We start from the raw sequence: 17,673 nt of genomic DNA, 5'->3' as shown, positions 1-17,673 counted from the left end.
ATGGAAACACATGAATATCCTAACGGTGATATCACAGTAATCTGGCAGCCCAAAAAGTGTATTCACTCTGCTATATGCGTAAAAACTCTTCCCAACGTCTACAATCCTAAAGACAGGCCTTGGATAAAAGCAGAAAATGCAACTCCCGAAGAGCTTAAAAAACAGATAGATCTATGCCCATCAGGAGCATTAAGTTATAAATTCAATACTAAACAATAATGGCGGTAACGGTAAAAGCAAGCTTAGGAAAAACAAAATATTATACAGAGGTAACAGCTGGTGACAATACAATCATCACAGACGAGCCTATTGATAAAGGCGGTCAAAACAAAGGCTTTAATCCCTTGGAAATTCTCGCTACCTCTCTGGCAAGTTGTACAGCAGCAACATTGAGAATGTATATTGAAAGAAAGGAGTGGGATGTGGAAAATATTAATGTAGAGGTAGAACTCGAAAATTTTCCGCTGACCAAACGAGCCATCTTCAGAAGAGATATCAGCTTCGAAGGTATTCTGGATGAAGAGCAGTTGAAAAGACTGCATACCATTGCTGACGCCTGCCCTGTTCATAAAATATTAACTAACGACATAGAAATACTAACAAAATTCTCATAACATGATCGAAGTAAAACAAAACAACGACGAAAAACACGGAAGTTTTGAAGCTTTCATAGATGGAAGACGCGCAGGAATGATGACCTACACCTGGGCCGGAGAAGAAAGATTTATCATCGACCACACTGAAGTGGAAGAAGCTTACAACGGAAAAGGTGTAGGCAAGGAAATGCTTTTAACTGCTGTAGATTTTGCCCGAAAGAATGGAAAAAAAATCATTCCTCTTTGTCCTTTTGCGAAGGCAAGTTTCCAAAAAAGTCCTGAACTTCAGGATGTTTTAGTGAATTAGTCACTGTTTTCACCCTACAATAAACCCTTTCATAGTACATCTACGAAAGGGTTTTATTTTTACTCACAAATACTTTGACAATGTTTGTTTTGTGTACCTGCTTCCTATTTACTGTTTCAAATAATTGATAATGCCTATCACATCATCTTCCCCAAATCCTGCATCATGAGCAGCCTGGTACGTTTCGCTTAAGGTTTTTGACAAAGGATAATCGGCTCCTGCATTTTTGGCCAGAAGAATATCTTTCAGCATGAGGTCCAGGGCAAATGAAGGCTCATAATCATCACTAAGTAACAATGGCGTTTTTACCTTGGTGGCACCGCTTCCACTTGCACTTTCATTAATAATTTCCAGCATATCTTTTCGTTCGATCCCTAATTTGTCTGAAAATAAGATCGTTTCAGCAAGCCCCTGATATAATGCGGAAATAAAATAATTCACAGATAATTTTGCGGCAATACCTTTCCCGTTTTCGCCCAGATGCTTAACTGCTTTTCCCAGTTTTTGTAAATAAGGTTCGGCCCGTAAAACATCTCTTTCATCTCCTCCGGCCATAATAATTAATGTTCCTTCAGCTGCCGGTTTGGTGCTTCCGGCTACAGGAGCATCAATAAAGCCGGCTTCTTTTATTTTAACTGCTGAAGCGATATCTTTACTGATTTCAGGAGAAACGGTACTCATGTCTATTAACAGTTTACCACGAATATCCACAGAAAGAATTTCTTCGTACACTGCTCGTACTGCCGCGTCATTGGTTAACATTGTAAAAATAATATCAGAATTTTCCACCAGTTCCCGAACACTTGTATACACTATCGACCGATTTTTAAATGCCTCAGCCTTTTCAGCAGTTCTGTTATAAACACCCAGGGAAAAACCGGCCTTTTCCAAGTTCTTAGCCATGGGATGTCCCATACTTCCCAACCCTATAAATCCTAATTTTTCTGTCTCCATTTTTAAAATTTAATTTATTTATTACTGAAATAAACCCTATAAATTTAAAAAAATAAATTATCAAATTATATATTTGCTAAAATTTAAAAATTAAGAATGAATCCAGGAACTATCCTTTTGCTATTTGTCTTTGTCTATTTTGTAGGTCTTTTGGTAATCTCTTATTTTACAAGCCGAAATTCCGACAATCAGTCATTCTTTATCGGAAACAAAAAAAGTAAATGGTGGCTTGTAGCATTTGGAATGATAGGAACCAGCTTAAGTGGCGTCACTTTTATTTCAGTACCCGGAACGGTCGGCAAGATGACCGGTTCAGAATACATTTACGGAGGTTTTGAGTATTACATGATGGTAATCGGCTTTTTCATCGGTTATTTTATCGTGGCAGCGATATTACTTCCTCTGTATTACAAGATGAATCTGACTTCCATTTATACCTATCTGGGAAAGAGATTTAATGTGGAAGCTCATAAAATCGGTTCTATATTCTTTATTATTTCAAGGGCAATCGGCGCTACAGCGAGATTATACCTGGTTGTCAATGTATTACAGATTTTCCTGCTTGAAGGTTTGGGAGTTCCTTTTTGGGCAACGTCCCTTGTGCTTTTGCTGATGGTTCTTCTCTATACGTTTGAAGGTGGTGTAAAGACGATTGTCATTACAGATACTCTGCAGACGTCTTTTATGATTATCAGTCTGGTGGGATGTATCATTTATATTCTGTCTAATCTTAACTTATCTTTTGGCGAAGCGTACACCATTTTAGAACAGAAAAACTATACTCACTTTATTAATTTCGATCCTAATTCGAAAACATTTTTCCTCAAAACCATATTAGGCGGAATTTTTATCACCATTTCTATGACCGGGCTGGACCAGGAAATGATGCAGAAAAATATTTCTGTAGATAATCTTACAAATTCAAAAAAGAACATGCTGACCTTTGCAGGAACTCTTCTTATTGTGAATCTTGCTTTCCTATTTTTAGGAGGATTACTTTACCTTTTTGCCTTACAGCACGGAGCTGATTACGGAACGATCAATGGAGATACGGTGACGAATATCTTCGGATTTAAAGATGCTTCGGGAAACATAAAAAACATTATGGGAGATGACCTCTTCCCTGCCCTTTCCCTTCAAGGCTATTTTCCAATGGCTATTTCAGTCATCTTCATTATCGGGTTGATTTCCGCATTGTTTCCTTCTGCAGATGGTGCACTGACAGCTGTTACAAGCTCATACTGTGTAGATTTGCTAAACCTCAATGAAGACAAAACCAAAACTGAAAAAGAAAAGAAACGCCTTCGTATGAAAGTACATTTAACTTTTACCGTAGTCTTCTTTATTCTGATTATGGTTTTCAAAGCATTAAATGATAAATCAATTGTTTATCTGATCATGGAAATTGCCGGCTATACATATGGTCCGCTGCTGGGTCTTTTTGCTTTCGGGATTTTCACCAAATTCAAAATTTCAAAAAAGTATTCTATTCTGATGGTCACTATTTTAGCTCCGGTTGTCACTTACCTGATTAATTTTACCGTGACAGCCTACACAGATTATCGTATCGGGGTAGAACTGATCATCCTGAACGGGTTATTGACGTTCTTCGGATTATGGCTGGTAAAAGACAAACAATACTTAAAGGTTGTCTAACCGCTCATAAGCTTTAGCATAAAATTTAAAAGGCTGTTTTCAACCAATGAAAACAGCCTTTTTTATCAAGTGATGATTTTAGATCATGTTTATTCTTTGATCCATTTTACCGTTTTATCAATGTTTTTTGATTTGATTTTAACCATATAATCGCCATTGATTAAGTCGGCTAAGTTGAATGTTCCGGTTTTATCATGGGCCGGTTTATTATCCTGCCTGCTGAACACTAATCTTCCACTCACATCATATACAGCAATATCATACACCTCATTTGACTGGGCAAATCTGATATTCAAAATTCCTTTGCTTGGATTAGGATATACTACAAATACATCTTTATTTCCGTTTACTTCGCTTACGGCTAATGATGCTCTGTTGATGGTAAAATTAACAGGGTTAATATTAAAAAATACATTTCCTTCTCCTGCCACCATGATTCTGGCTTGTGTAGTGCTTATATCCGGGATCGTAACTGCCTCAGAGCCATCATTGGGTGTGGAAGCCACAAGGATTGTAGGGTAAGTAAGGCCACCATCTGTTGAAAGCAGAATACTTACATTAGCACAGCTGACAGGGGCTGCAGTTGTGTTGGCTACGTCCCATGTTATGGTTTGAGAAGAATTCCCTGCCCATGCTACCGCTGAAGCAGGAGCAGTTACTTTAAATGGGCCTGAAGCTCCGTCTACAGTAATAATGGCGTCATCGTTTGCAACACCGGCACACCCGGGATTATTATCTCTGACCGTTAGTCTGAACTCCATATTTCTTGCGTAGGATGGCAGAATCTCACCTTTAGAGGTTGTGTTATTGATGATATCAGACAGTTTAGGGAAATATCTGTAGGGTACAGTGACAGGCATGAATGATCTGAATATCGCTGCATTTCCTGTAGCAACATTCCAGTTTCCTGCAGGGCCATTATCGTTTTGTTCCCAGCAATACGTAAGCGTATTGTTTTCAGCATCTGTTGCAGAACCTGTCAACTTAAACGGTGTGCTTTTAGGGATGGTATAATTATTTCCTGCATTCACCACAGGAGCGGTATTGGCCACAGGATTAGTTACAAAACATGATGCAGACTGAACTGCACTCGTGATAGACTGAAATGAACGGGTATGAAAAATAGGAATACTGTTAGCAGCCAAATTATTTGTAGCTCCGCAAATCCCGGCATAAGCCATAATGGTAATCCCGCTACCAGGTTCTACAGCATTAGAGTTGCTTCGATTGCCACCGCCACAACTTCCTGTTGTTGCATTAAAAGTATGGGGTCCCCAAAACTGATGTCCTACTTCATGAGCTACATAATCAATATCATAAGGATCACCTACAGGGTTAGGTGAACCGGTAATTCCACTTGCTTTATACTGTGGGTCACATATACCGTAACTGGCTAATCCGCCGCCGCCTGTACTAAATGTATGTCCGATGTCATAATTTGCCGTTCCTATGATAGCATCAATCTGAGCCTGGCTTTCATCAATTAATGTATAGGCATCATTATTCCCATTAAAAGGATCTGTATTAGGATTTGTAAAAATAATGCTCGTTTCATTGGGTATTAAAACCAACCTTACAGCGACTTCCTGCTCATACACTCCATTTACTCTGTTTACAGTGGTTACAATAGCTGATAAGGTCTGAGCCACAGTGGGTGAAGGTGATCCTGTCGCTGCAATTGCATATTCGCCGGTACAAGCTATGGCAAAACGAAAAACTCTAATTTGAGTTCCTACGCTTGGGGTAACGGACTTTAGTACGTTTTTTTTTTGTAATAGAGCATCTTCATCCTTTGTTCCGCAGACTCTCTGGCTTTTGTCCGTTACATCACTTTTCTTATAGATAACATAATTGCTGTTATCTGTTTTGGAATAGGGATCAATATAATTATCTCCTGATACCACCGATTTTATCTGAGCATGAAAACCCAGTTCTGTAAAATCCAGTTTTATCGTAGCATAAGGGTCATCAACGCCTTGCCCGGTCAATGTAATTATTTGAGGAAATTTCGCTGCGAGTTCCGGAGCCATTACGGAGGATTTCCAAATCTTAAATTTTGCTTTTGTACCATCAGGCATTGGCAGAATGATAATGGGAGCATTATTTTTAAGCTGATCATCCCTTAATTCGGGAACTGAGGCAAAGTAGCTTTTCATGGCCGCAACATCCAATTGGTAAGTAAGGAACTTCTCAGGTTGCACGGTTCTGTTTTTAGAGTCTGTTTTAATGGACCTTTCATTGATAGGTGTAAAAAAATCCTGTGCTTTCCCAAAGGAAATGGATATTATCAATATACCCAGGTAAAACAATTGTTTAATTTTCATAAATATGAGATTTAAGTTATCAATAAATATATAAAAAAATAACAAAACCTATCAATCATATAAATTATTAATTAAAATAATTAACAAATCCTCAGTCAGAGCCTTAAATAACCTGCTCTCCTTTCAATGCTGCGCTTTTTCAGTATCTTTGCAGGCAATAACAATAACTCAGAAAAAACTATGAAGAAAATTATTTCGCTATGTATGCTTGTAATGGCTTTCAGTTACATGAGCGCCCAGGAAAATTTTGAAATCTCCACTTTACGAATAGGGCCATACAAAGTCTTTATGGAAAAAAGTGAGGCCGAAAAGATTGCAGGCACTTCACTGAAAGTTTCCGATGGAGAAAAAAAGAATATGGTAAAATACAATGGAGAGATCATCAATATCCAGCTTTACGAGGGCTATGGAGGCAATGCTTCACCTGAAGCCGTTACCATTACAGGTTTGACGACCACGAGTAAAAAATTTAAAACAAAAAGCGGAATGGGAGTAGGAAGTACCAGAGATGACCTGATCAATGCTTACAGGAATCAGTCTACTTTCAGTGTACGCCCTGACGTGGATGATAATGGTAAGCGTATCAAAGATGCGGGATATTTTAATATTGAGGACTATGATGCGGGGACACAATTAACTTTTAAATTCGTCAATAATACTGTTACTGAAATCACAGTTTACATCAACGAAGGCTGTTAAAAGCTTCTCAACATGTCGATATATCATAATCCGGGTTTTTCAGATCCGGATTTTGCATTTCCGTAAGCCGTCAAAAAATTGTAGATTTGTGTGCAAATAAATCAGATATAATGAGTAAAAGTATCGAAGAGTTAAAATCTCTTACTACGCAGATCAGAAGAGACATTTTAAGAATGGTTCATGCGGTTAATTCAGGACACCCGGGTGGAAGTTTAGGTTGTACAGAATTCTTCACAGCCCTTTATGGAAAGGTGATGAACTATCATCTTCCTTTTACCATGGAGGGAAAAAATGAGGATCATTTTTATTTGTCAAACGGGCACATTTCACCAGTATTCTACTCTACTTTGGCTAGATTCGGTTTCTTCCCGGTAGATGAATTGAGAACTTTCAGAAAGCTGGATTCAAGGTTACAGGGTCACCCGACTACTCACGAAGGTCTTCCGGGAATCAGAATTGCTTCAGGTTCACTTGGGCAGGGACTTTCAGTTGCTTTAGGGGTAGCTCAGGGTAAAAAGCTGGACGGAGATCAATCTCTTGTGTACTCTCTTCACGGAGACGGAGAACTTCAGGAAGGTCAGGTTTGGGAAGCTTTGATGTATGCTGCTGCTAAAAAAGTAGATAATATCATTTCAACAATTGACTATAACGGACGTCAGATCGACGGTGATACGGATGATGTATTAAGCTTAGGAAATCTTCATGCTAAACTGGAAGCATTCGGATGGATCGTTTTAGAAGAGAAAAACGGTAATGATCTTGAGGCTGTAATTGCTATTTTAGAAAGAGCAAAAGCTGAAACAGGAAAAGGGAAACCGGTAGCGATTATGCTTCATACAGAAATGGGTTACGGAGTAGATTATATGATGGGATCTCATGCGTGGCATGGTAAAGCTCCTAATGATGAGCAGCTGGATCTCGCTTTCAAACAATTGTATTTAGAAGCTCCTGCCGATTACTAATATCTTTAAAAAATCAGGTATCAAATTTTCATGAAAAAATTCATTTTAATCTGCTTTCTTACAAGTTTTATTCCAGGTATTGCCCAGGAAAAGAAGATTTCTTTTGCAAAGGAATTTACCTATAAGATGGAGGGAAATACCCCTGCCAATTCTTCCGTGAAAATGTATGTAAGCAATAACAATGATTTTTTTACCAATATTACCTTCAAAGATGTTCCGATGTATCTCTTTACCGATGCATTGGCAACGAGTCCGGTAAGTCTGGAATTGAATAACCGCCTTAACGGTGCAGGAATCGGGAATTTCTTATGGGATTCTATGATGTCTAATTCAGCCTACGAGGCCCCGGAAGAAGAATATGCTTTTGAATCTAAAAAACTGAACACCCAGGAAACGATATTAGGTATTCCGTGTAAACATTATCTGATTAACTTCAAGTCTAAAAAACAGAGTTTCACCCGTGAAGATGGGTCCCTTAAAGTATGTATTGATGAAACTTCTCCTTATGACAGTTTTACTGTTTTCAACGGATTGGTGAAACAATATCTTAAAATACCTAAACTGGAAAAATCCGGTTTGAAAGGATTTATTCTGAAGCTGGCACCTGAAAAAGATTATGACAAGGAGTATTTAGTAATGAAATCGATAACAGATTCTAAGGATATTGTGTATATCGATCATAAAAAAATCATTACTGACCGACAGCGAAAGCGTGATTCTCTTACACTTGCTTATCAGAAGCAAATGGATGAGTACAATAATATGACCGCTGACTCAGCAGTTGTAGCCGCCGATTCTGCTGCCGTAGAATTTGAAGAGTACGCATTTGTCACAGATTATGTTTCTGATTACAAAAAAAATATCCAACCTGATGGTGATCTAGCGATTCATACTATACACAATGACAAACTTTGGAAAGGATTACCCAAGCATTGTACGAATTTTGAAAAGAGTATTCCGCAGTTCAACAACAAAGAGCTAAAGGAACATTTGAAAAATTATACGGGGCAGATGTGTGATATGTATCTTTCACAGTTTGAGCCTCATTCTGTGGGAATCAAAAGTACATTGGATGAAATACGACGGGAGATTTTATATCTCAACGAAATTCAGGGAAAACTTGAAGCTGATGATCAAAAGAAATTAAACAATTATTTAAACAATCTCGATTAATAAAAATAAAAATGAAATATACATATACAGAAAAAAAGGACACTCGTTCAGGATTCGGAGCCGGATTAGCAGAACTTGCTGACAAAAACCCTAATGTTGTCGCTCTATGTGCCGACCTTATCGGTTCTTTAAAAATGGAAAAATTCATTGAAAAGGCACCGGAAAGATTCTTTCAGGTAGGTATTGCAGAAGCCAATATGATTGGACTTGCTGCTGGTCTTAGTATTACAGGAAAAATTCCTTTTACGGGAACTTTTGCCAACTTCTCTACTTCCAGAGTATACGACCAGATCCGTCAGTCTGTTGCGTATTCAGGAAAGAATGTAAAAATCTGTGCTTCTCACGCCGGACTTACGTTGGGGGAAGACGGTGCTACCCACCAGGTTCTGGAAGACATCGGTATGATGAAAATGCTTCCGGGAATGACGGTAATCAATCCTTGTGACTACAACCAGACTAAAGCTGCAACGATTGCAATTGCTGACTTTGAAGGGCCTGTATATTTAAGATTCGGAAGACCGACTGTACCTGTATTCATGCCTGAAGATATGCCTTTCGAAATCGGAAAAGGAATTATGCTGCAGGAAGGAACTGATGTAACGATTGTAGCAACAGGGCACCTTGTATGGGAATCTCTTGTAGCTGCAGATGAGCTTGAAAAAGAAGGGATCTCTTGTGAGGTGATCAATATCCATACGATCAAACCTTTAGATGAAGAAATCATTTTAAAATCTGTTGAAAAAACCGGTAAAATTGTAACTGCTGAAGAGCACAACTACTTAGGTGGTTTAGGTGAATCTGTAGCGGGAATGCTTGCCAGAAAAAGACCTACAAGACAAGAGTTCGTAGCGGTAAATGATACTTTCGGAGAGTCTGCAACACCTGCAGAATTGATGAAAAAGTATAAAATTGACGCTGCTGCAGTGAAAGAAGCTGTAAAGAGAATTTTAGCTTAATACAGGTTATAGTATACTAACAGTCCCGGGCGGTTTCTTCGAAACCGCCCGGGACTTATTTTTTAATGCATTTATTGTTCAGATTGCGGTACCGGAATTCCTACAGCTCTCAATATAGGATGAAATATATGTACGATATATTCTTCTTCTCTTTTCCGTGATGCTTTGGAGTCTGAAAAATAATTACTGATTTTATAATTTTTCACAAACTGGTATCTTCGTTTTCCGATTGCGTAATATCCTCCTCCGTTGTCATCTTTAATAAAATAGGTCATTTCATCGAAATTCATGATCTTTTTAGAAATGTATAATTTTCTGTAGATACATTTCTCTGATTTATCAAAAATATAGGTAACGGGAATTCTAAAAATAAGGTCATAAAGGAAATAAGCCATATAGACACCCCATGGTATCAAAGTCACGATAAAATGATCTCCCCATTGTCCTGCATAATAGAGGCAAATCCCCACAAATGCAAGCACGCCCAATGCCAGCCACCATACCAGTGTACGAATAAAGCTATAATTGGGCATCAGCCGGATCTCACTTCCGTTTTCTTCGAATCTATAGCGGTCTATGACGTTCATTACCTTGCTGATTACTGTTCATGATATCTTCAGTTTCATTTACCATTTTCTGTATCCCTTTTTTGGTAAGAGACTGGCCGATAGTAAGCTGTTTATCCTTTCCGTTGATATTAAAATGCATGGACACCATCACATTGGCAGTAATAAACATATATTTCGTAGCAATCACTTCAAAGTTCGTAAAATCCTGTATAGAATAGGTTTGGGCAGGAACAAAAATACTATGTTTGCCGGTTACCGTCTGCCGGTCAGGATCAATGACAAATTTTTTAGCAAAGAAGTTGATAATAATGAAAACGACAACCAAAAAACATAAGAAGGCTTAAAACCCTTATACTGTTAAAGGTTATTATTCCTACTGCTAAAAAGAAAATAGATACTACAGTCATAAAGACCGGTTGATTTTTAAAGACATATACATTTCCATCTTTCTTGTAGAATTCAAGTGTATTCATATTAGTTTTTATAATTTGATTTAAAATTTTACAAAAGGTAGTTATTTTTCCTAAAAAGAATAAGCAATTTCATCTGTTATTATCCGACCTTGCAATTTACTTTGAAGCAGGGATAGAAGATTGCTTTGTTAATGTGGCTTATATTAGTACTTTAATGGCCCCAGGCATCCATCCACTGCAAATATTCTGTTCCATATTTATTATCGTTGAGGCGGGTGATGATATTTTTCATATCCTGCTCTTCAAATTCATAATCTGAGACTGTAAAAATCAGGAAAATGTCTTGTCCGGTAATATTGCTGAAGAAATTTTCATTTTTAAGTTTTTCCAGCACTTCAATACAAGCAGCATAAAGTTTAGCCTGAAAATCAGTAAACCATTCCTCATTTTCCTCATTCTGAGAAAGCTCATCTCTCAGTTGAGAACATATCGCATTAAACGCCTCATCGGCTCCTGATGATTCATAGGTCCATTCTGCAGGTTCATATGTATAATACAGCTTATCGTCTTCATCCAGACCGGCTGTTGCTTTAAGCGTATTAGCAGACGGACAGACGGTCATTGCTCCCTCATCACTGTACAATGCAAAACTATAGATGTTTTCTTCACCATGTTTCTCATATATTTCCAAAAAGGCTTTTTTTGCAGCTGCTTCTATCTGTTCTTTTAAAATCTGAAAATCCATATTTGTTTCTTTTTTAAAATGGGCCGTAAAAATACTTTAATCCTGGCAAATCAGACTATTGTATTTATGAAAGGTGTAGCCAGTTTCATGATTTTAGCTATTTTTCCTGACTTATTTATTATTAAAACGTCTAGAAGAGTAAGAATACACCTGTATCACTTTTCGAAACAATCCAGATATTTTTTTGGAGTGACAGATAGTGGAAGCTATTAAATTTAAAAGGAAAAGATTGAACTTACAGGAAGAAATACGTTCACAGATTATGGGATTATCGTTCGATGGAAAGAAAATAGGCTTGTCAGAAAACAATATTAAAATCCAGACTAAACTGCAGAACGCAGAATAGACAACAAGCTAAATAAGAATCCCGGATATTACAGTGGCAAAAACTTCACAGAGACATAACCCTGACGGCTTCATATTCAGTTCATGTATGAGCTTCTTCAACCACTTTAACAGATAAAAACTGTATAGTCCTATTTAAAAAATTTCCATTTCGGAATAATTGCCAGCATACCAAATCCTGTAAAAAGGAAAAGATTGGTCACATCGGTATATAAAAAAGTAGACAGGTAATAATTATGCATAAAGAAATGCAGCACCAGTAATACAGGGAACATAAAGATTCCTGCTTTGCGGTAGAAGAACATCAGGATCAGCCCTATCATCATCAGGAAGTCGATGGAGAAAATAACATAGAAGTACCATCTCGGGATTTCAAGATATTCATGCTGCAAATATTCATCGACATCAATGCCAAGCCCCATTACGGTAAATAACATTAACGCAGCAAAGGCTAATACGAAACCCCATCCTTTCTTCGGATCTTCATCAAAATAGCTGTATTCTTCCATAGGTACAAAAATAAAGAACTTATGAGAGATTTCATAAGTTCTTTTATAATAATTCGTTTAAAATTTGAATTAAATAGAGATCGCGTTGATCAGTCTGTTTTTATCACTTAAGTATTCTTCCATAGAAATCATACTTTCAGTTCTCATTACATCCTGAATGTCATCTATCTGATAAATAATTCTTTTAGCATCTTCTGTATTCTTAGCTCTTACTTTACAGAAAATGTTATATTTTCCGGAAATAACGCTAGCTTCGATTACATTAGGAATAACTGACAATTCTTTCAATACTTCCTGAGTACGGTTTGATTTTGTCAAAAGGATTCCGATAAAAGCTGTAAAGTGATAGTCCAGCTTTCCATAATCGATATTAAGAGATGATCCCAAAATAATACCTGCATCTTCCATCTTTTTCACTCTTACGTGAATTGTTCCAGCAGAAACATCCATCTGCTTTGCAATTTCAGTAAAAGGCATTCTTGTGTTTTCTACTAAGAAATCAAGAATCTTCTTGTCTATTTCGTCCAGTTGATAGTTCATATTAGTTAAATTACAATTTCTTTAAAAAATCTATGTATTTTTTGCAAATTTACGAAAAATAATTTAACTAAAAAAAATATATCAAATATTAACAATAATTAACACAGATGATAAAAATCATTAAAATATTCAAATTATTTAGTATCTGATTTTATAGAATCTGTTTTTATTTCTGTTTTAGCTCCTGCAGGTTTTTTGTCTTTTTTCTTCTTTTTGAATAAAGAATTAAAGCTTTTACTCCACATAACACCCACTCCATAAGCCTGATTAGTAGAACCATTTGTACTGATCATCCCAATATTTGCAGGTTTGGAATATCCACGGATAAGCAATGTTCCGTCATTCTTTTTGAGAGGTCATATTCAATAGATCCCTCGGTAGAGAGATAATTTGCCTGAGTACCTTCAGTTCTTGATAGTGGAATTCCCAATCCGGTCTTCACATTAATCCTCGGTGATACGGCAACGCTAACTCCGGCATTGGCCCTGTCTCCGATATTCGCATTCTGATCTCCCTTCACATAATTAAGGTCAATCTGGAATTCATTACTCATCGTATTAAGAACCGATCCCAACTGCTTTAAAAGCATATTATAACCGGATGATTCTGCCACATTCCCTACATTTACATCTACTCCACCGGTGTTGGATACGTTGAAAGTACTCAACAAGAGCACCGAACCAAACTGGAGTACTTTCTCCCCTTCCTGGCTCATTTTCGCCGCCAGGGTTTCCCTTACCTGGCTGGAAACATCCAGAGCCGTCACATTAAGATCAATTTTAGGATCTACCAACGACTGGCTAATGTGGGCCTGTAACAAAATACTGATCGGTTGAAGCTTACTTAAATTAAGATATTCTCCCACATTGGAAACCATTCTTACATAATTGGCATTAATATCCAAAGCAGGCTTCATGGCATCACCATCCCACCTGATACTACTGTTTCTTTCGATCTGGAAGGTTTTATTAAGGATGGCTTTAGAAACGAATGTACCGTTATCAACTTTATAAGTACCACTCATGGCAATATTTCCCTGTCTGTTCATATGGAATCGTAAAGGATCCGCTGAGCCTTTTACGGTAATATTTCCCACATCATCTCCCACAAGTACGTTCACGGTAGTTCCTTTATCTACAGCCAGATTGAAGTCAATGTTCATATTAGCTCCCGTCTTCTTCTTTTCTTCAAGAGTGACCAAGCCGTCTTTTCCTTCTTTCAGGAATCTCAGCATTTTAAACTCTTCCACATTAGAGGTTGAGCTTGAATTAAAAGTAAAAGTACTTCCATTAAGTGCCCTCATATTGGGTGTAGTTATGCTTAATCCAGACACAGGCCCATCCACATAAAGATCTCCCTGGCCATATACTCTACCCCAGAAAAGGTCGAAATCTTTTTGGGTAGTATTCAGCATAAGCAGGTTGTCAGCCCTCATTACCAGAGAAACCCCCATTGAAGAAAGTGTTTCAAACTGGATAGCCCCTGAGATATTCCCTTTTGAATTGGTCCTTCCGTCATGTACTTCAATATTGTTAAGAATTGCAAGCCCTTTCGTAAGCTGAATTACCGTATCATCAAATGAATAATCTACTCCTGTAAACAAGAGTTTTAATCCAAAATCCTTTAAGGCAATATCCCCGTTATAATCGAGGTTCTTTAATTTTCCGTTAATTTTTAAATCACCTGCCGCTTTTCCTCTCAGATTTCCAAAGATAGACTGCACGAACTGTTGGGTGAAAGATAAATCAAAATCACGCATTTGTGCGGTGAGGTCAATATCCGGAGAAGCGGTATTGTTATTAACCGTACCGGTCACATCAAGACTATTTCCTCCAAGAGCTCCTGCGGAATGTACTTTGATATCGATATCATATACATTCAGTGAGAACCCGTTGGTAGCTGATACAGTAATATCTCCCATATCATTACCGTTCATTTTGATATCGTCGATGGTAAGGTCTACCAATGGCTGCAGGGTACTCTTATCCATTTTGATCTTCACGCTTCCGTTGGCAAGACCTTTAATATCCATGCCATTTCCGCCAGACTGCATCTCCAGTAACTTTTCGATGGAAAAATCATGGATATCTGCGTCTAAATAAAAATCTTTGAGCGATTTAAACTGAGCTTCTTTGATGAGTAAGGCACTTTCATCAGAATAAATCCTCAGATTTCGGATATCAAAATCCCCGGTTCCCTTCCTGTAGGTGATGGAGTGGTTGAGCTCCGGACTTGTATCAATAGCCCAGGTCACTTCATTGAATTTCACCTCTGTCGGTTCAAATTTAAAGACATAATCGCCGGCTGCATCTGTAGACTGATCAACATTGATGGCATATTCTTTAAGCTTTTCATTGATTTCATCGTCAGGACTTCCATGTTTGAAGACGGTAGCAAGGTGAAGCGTATTCCCATTCTCATTGTTTCCTTTAAGCTCAAAATCCTTGATGATATTTTTATTATATTCAAGTCTGTTGATTCTGGCGTATATCTGCTGGCTAAGGTTGGCCGTATTAATCCTCACCTTAACACTGTCTACCATTGCACTGTCCCTGCTTTGATTTTGTCTGTTATTAACGATATAATCAGGGTTGGAAGAAGCTAAGGCCTTATCAGCATCCGTGATTTCCTCTTCTTTGGTCATGATATACTTTAGCGCAGCCGCATCAAGATTCAGCATCAGGTTATTGGAACTCCCATCATACTCACCTTCCACCAGGGCTCCGTTCGGAAGCTTCAGGTCCGGTAAAAAGTAATTGACAAGTCCCTGCTGTACGTTAAAGTTCATCTTAAAGTTTTGATCTCTGTACAGTTTTCTTGGCGGTGGTCCCACCAAAATCCTTCCAACTCCGTTCTCTACCATTCCTACCAGATCACCAAGGTTGTACCGCCCTGAAATCTTTCCTGTCGCAGCACCCGGTGCATCTACATCAATGACACGGCCACCGGCCTCCACAAATGTTTTTAATTTGGCGTTGGGGATCTCATATTTTTGAGTAGCTGTTGCAAAATGCAGGTTATTCGCATTCACATCCAAAGTAAGGTCATTAATAGATGACATCGCCATTTTACCTTCTACCTGCCCGCTTACGACCTGATTACCAGGCTTACCCGTGAAATAATTCATGTTCAGGTAAGTGACATCGGCATTTACATCGGTAGAAATTCTGGATGTACTGAAATCAATCAATCCTTTGATGGTGGCTTTTGCCTGTTCATCATTAACAGTGATGAGTCCGTTGTATTTTTTATGATCTAATAATCCGTCCAGGTAGAGGTTATTAATCACTTTATCCATGATTTCGATACTGCTGATCTGAGATTTGGTGGTCAAGCGCATGGTATTCACATCAAAGCTCTGACCGTTCAGATCAAATTTACCTGAAATAAGACCTACCGATTTGTTTTTTGTGATCACAGAGGTATTCAGATCTTTTACTTCCAGATACCCTGTGTATTTAGGCATAGCGGTACTATAACCTGTCAGAGAAAGTTTAGATATTTTTGCCTGGCCGATGCCTGTCATTAAATTTCCGCTCTCTACATACACCAGCTCAGGAGTAACTCTTGCGGTACCGTTATATTTTAATTTTCCGAAATCATCGGCAAAATTTTTCATTTTAACAGAAATAAAGGAAGGCATCATCGCTTTCAGATCCTTATAGGTAAAATCTGTGGAAAGGTCTCTTGTTTCAATCGCAAAATGTCCTTTCAACAGGTTATCCACTTTCATTGTTTTAGTGGCAATGTTGACATCGGGGTTTCTGATCAGGAAGTTTTCCAAGTGAAATTTATTCAGCGGACCCGTCATCTTACCGGCAATATTAAATGGCTTGATATTATCCCAATTCGTTACAAAATAGCTGATATCATATCCGCTGACCTGGCTGCCCTGCTGGATATTCATGTTCCAGGCTACCTTATCTGCAAAATCTGCCCATGAGCCGTCGTGGAGATTGAATTTAATATCTCCCTGAAGTAAAGTATGGTCTGTATTTAACGTAAGATCTTTAAGTGATAAAAACTGATGCGTCAAAGAAAGCTCTGTTGAAAAAGTATCTACAGTATGTGATTTCCCCCATCTTGAAGTCACAAAAGACATATTATTGATCAGTGCCGAAACATTGGGGCCATTCACCTTTACGTTCGGAGCTTTTAAATTAAATTTAGTTGCGGTCAACCATTTTCCATGTTCGCCTTCGGAGTTTTGGTTTACAATAGAAACTTTAGAATCAATAATCTGTACCCTGGAATTTAACTGAAAAGGGGGTTTTTTCGGATCTCTTTTTTTACCGTTGTCAAAAAGTTCTGTAAATCTGACAAAATTAGCAATACTGTCTCCTTTATAGGTGATCACCTTTATATCAGCATTCACAAGGGTAAGGGAATTAAAACTCAGAGAATTACTATTCCCGGAAATAGCATTTACGGCCAGAGATATCCAGTCTGAATCTGCACGGAATTCACGGGCGGTAATGAAATTGAAACCTTTATAATCTTTAACTTTAAGACCTTTTATGGTAACATCGCCGAAATAATTTACATCAACGCTTTCGGTAGAGAATCCGGCTTTAAAATCCTGGTTTACAATTTTGAGTGCCTGGTCAGCGGCCCATTGTTTGGTTACGGGAAGGTTGATCACAATCAGGACACTTGCCACAAGAAAAAGACCCAGCCAAAAAGGATCAGCAAAAGTTTCGCCCACCATGAATAGCTGACAACGTCTTTCATTGCCTGTTTCCCAAATTCCTCAGCTGTTTCTACAGGATGATGAATGGCATCTGAAGCGAGCTCAGATGCTTCTTTTACTGTTTCCCGAACCTTTCCCTCTACATTTTCAACAGTTTTCTGTACCTGATCTCCTAAGTTTTCAGCTACCGATTTTTTATTCTCATTCTCGTTATTATTCTCTAACTTTGCCATTA

Annotated in this window: 14 protein-coding genes and 2 pseudogenes; 8 read left to right on the top strand and 8 right to left on the bottom strand. The window is 38.0% G+C overall.

Features of this window, described 5'->3' with window-relative positions:
- The 3 genes from H3Z85_12535 to H3Z85_12525 are packed head-to-tail and all read left to right on the top strand — an operon-like array spanning nt 1 to nt 903.
- The gene (locus tag H3Z85_12535; protein ID QPQ50337.1) at nt 1–219 is read left to right on the top strand and encodes a (4Fe-4S)-binding protein; all 219 of its coding nucleotides are present in this window, start codon (nt 1–3) and stop codon (nt 217–219) included.
- Nucleotides 219–614: an OsmC family protein gene (locus H3Z85_12530; protein ID QPQ50336.1), complete on the top strand. Its 396-nt coding sequence runs from the start codon at nt 219–221 to the stop codon at nt 612–614. The genes H3Z85_12535 and H3Z85_12530 overlap by 1 nt, the downstream gene beginning before the upstream one ends.
- Nucleotide 615: 1 nt before the next feature.
- Complete coding sequence (locus H3Z85_12525; protein QPQ50335.1) at nt 616–903, top strand: N-acetyltransferase; 288 nt, start codon at nt 616–618, stop codon at nt 901–903.
- Between the two features lie 108 nt (nt 904–1,011).
- Here the strand turns inward: H3Z85_12525 and H3Z85_12520 are convergent, their stop codons facing one another.
- Nucleotides 1,012–1,857: an NAD(P)-dependent oxidoreductase gene (locus H3Z85_12520; protein ID QPQ50334.1), complete on the bottom strand. Its 846-nt coding sequence runs from the start codon at nt 1,855–1,857 to the stop codon at nt 1,012–1,014.
- A 96-nt stretch (nt 1,858–1,953) separates the two neighbouring features.
- Between H3Z85_12520 and H3Z85_12515 the strand changes: the two genes are divergently transcribed.
- Nucleotides 1,954–3,513, top strand: a complete 1,560-nt coding sequence (locus H3Z85_12515) for a sodium:solute symporter (protein ID QPQ50333.1) — start codon at nt 1,954–1,956, stop codon at nt 3,511–3,513.
- A gap of 89 nt (nt 3,514–3,602) precedes the next feature.
- On the opposite strand, the gene H3Z85_12510 is transcribed toward H3Z85_12515, so the two are convergent.
- A complete protein-coding gene (locus tag H3Z85_12510) occupies nt 3,603–5,837 on the bottom strand; it encodes a T9SS type A sorting domain-containing protein (GenBank protein QPQ50332.1) in 2,235 nt (744 codons plus the stop codon).
- Nucleotides 5,838–6,017: 180 nt separating this feature from the next.
- Between H3Z85_12510 and H3Z85_12505 the strand changes: the two genes are divergently transcribed.
- The 4 genes from H3Z85_12505 (at nt 6,018) to H3Z85_12490 (ending at nt 9,627) form a co-directional block, all read left to right on the top strand.
- Nucleotides 6,018–6,536, top strand: a complete 519-nt coding sequence (locus H3Z85_12505) for a hypothetical protein (protein ID QPQ50331.1) — start codon at nt 6,018–6,020, stop codon at nt 6,534–6,536.
- Between the two features lie 110 nt (nt 6,537–6,646).
- Entirely contained in the window at nt 6,647–7,498 is an 852-nt protein-coding gene (locus H3Z85_12500; protein QPQ50330.1) for a transketolase, read from the top strand.
- A gap of 30 nt (nt 7,499–7,528) precedes the next feature.
- Nucleotides 7,529–8,671 (top strand): hypothetical protein, encoded by a 1,143-nt coding sequence (locus H3Z85_12495; GenBank protein ID QPQ50329.1) that lies wholly within the window; start codon nt 7,529–7,531, stop codon nt 8,669–8,671.
- Nucleotides 8,672–8,682: 11 nt separating this feature from the next.
- Nucleotides 8,683–9,627, top strand: a complete 945-nt coding sequence (locus H3Z85_12490) for a transketolase family protein (GenBank protein ID QPQ50328.1) — start codon at nt 8,683–8,685, stop codon at nt 9,625–9,627.
- Nucleotides 9,628–9,698: 71 nt separating this feature from the next.
- Here the strand turns inward: H3Z85_12490 and H3Z85_12485 are convergent, their stop codons facing one another.
- The 6 genes and pseudogenes from H3Z85_12485 to H3Z85_12460 form a co-directional block, all read right to left on the bottom strand.
- Entirely contained in the window at nt 9,699–10,022 is a 324-nt protein-coding gene (locus H3Z85_12485; protein ID QPQ53891.1) for a hypothetical protein, read from the bottom strand.
- Between the two features lie 169 nt (nt 10,023–10,191).
- Nucleotides 10,192–10,669 (bottom strand): annotated as a pseudogene (locus tag H3Z85_12480) (hypothetical protein).
- A 151-nt stretch (nt 10,670–10,820) separates the two neighbouring features.
- Nucleotides 10,821–11,354 carry a DUF4303 domain-containing protein gene (locus tag H3Z85_12475; protein QPQ50327.1) on the bottom strand — a complete coding sequence of 178 codons (534 nt, stop codon included), beginning with the start codon at nt 11,352–11,354 and terminating at the stop codon, nt 10,821–10,823.
- Nucleotides 11,355–11,830: 476 nt separating this feature from the next.
- The gene (locus H3Z85_12470; protein ID QPQ50326.1) at nt 11,831–12,208 is read right to left on the bottom strand and encodes a hypothetical protein; all 378 of its coding nucleotides are present in this window, start codon (nt 12,206–12,208) and stop codon (nt 11,831–11,833) included.
- A 69-nt stretch (nt 12,209–12,277) separates the two neighbouring features.
- On the bottom strand, nt 12,278–12,748 hold the full coding sequence (locus H3Z85_12465) for an AsnC family transcriptional regulator (protein ID QPQ50325.1): 471 nt from the start codon (nt 12,746–12,748) through the stop codon (nt 12,278–12,280).
- Nucleotides 12,749–12,882: 134 nt separating this feature from the next.
- Nucleotides 12,883–17,671: pseudogene (locus H3Z85_12460) on the bottom strand (translocation/assembly module TamB).
- Between the last annotated feature and the right edge of the window lie 2 nt (nt 17,672–17,673).

Source organism: Chryseobacterium indologenes (assembly GCA_016025055.1).
Classification (GTDB): domain Bacteria; phylum Bacteroidota; class Bacteroidia; order Flavobacteriales; family Weeksellaceae; genus Chryseobacterium; species Chryseobacterium indologenes.
Note: the sequence above shows the minus strand (reverse complement) of the source record. Positions and strands in the feature narration are given on the sequence as shown.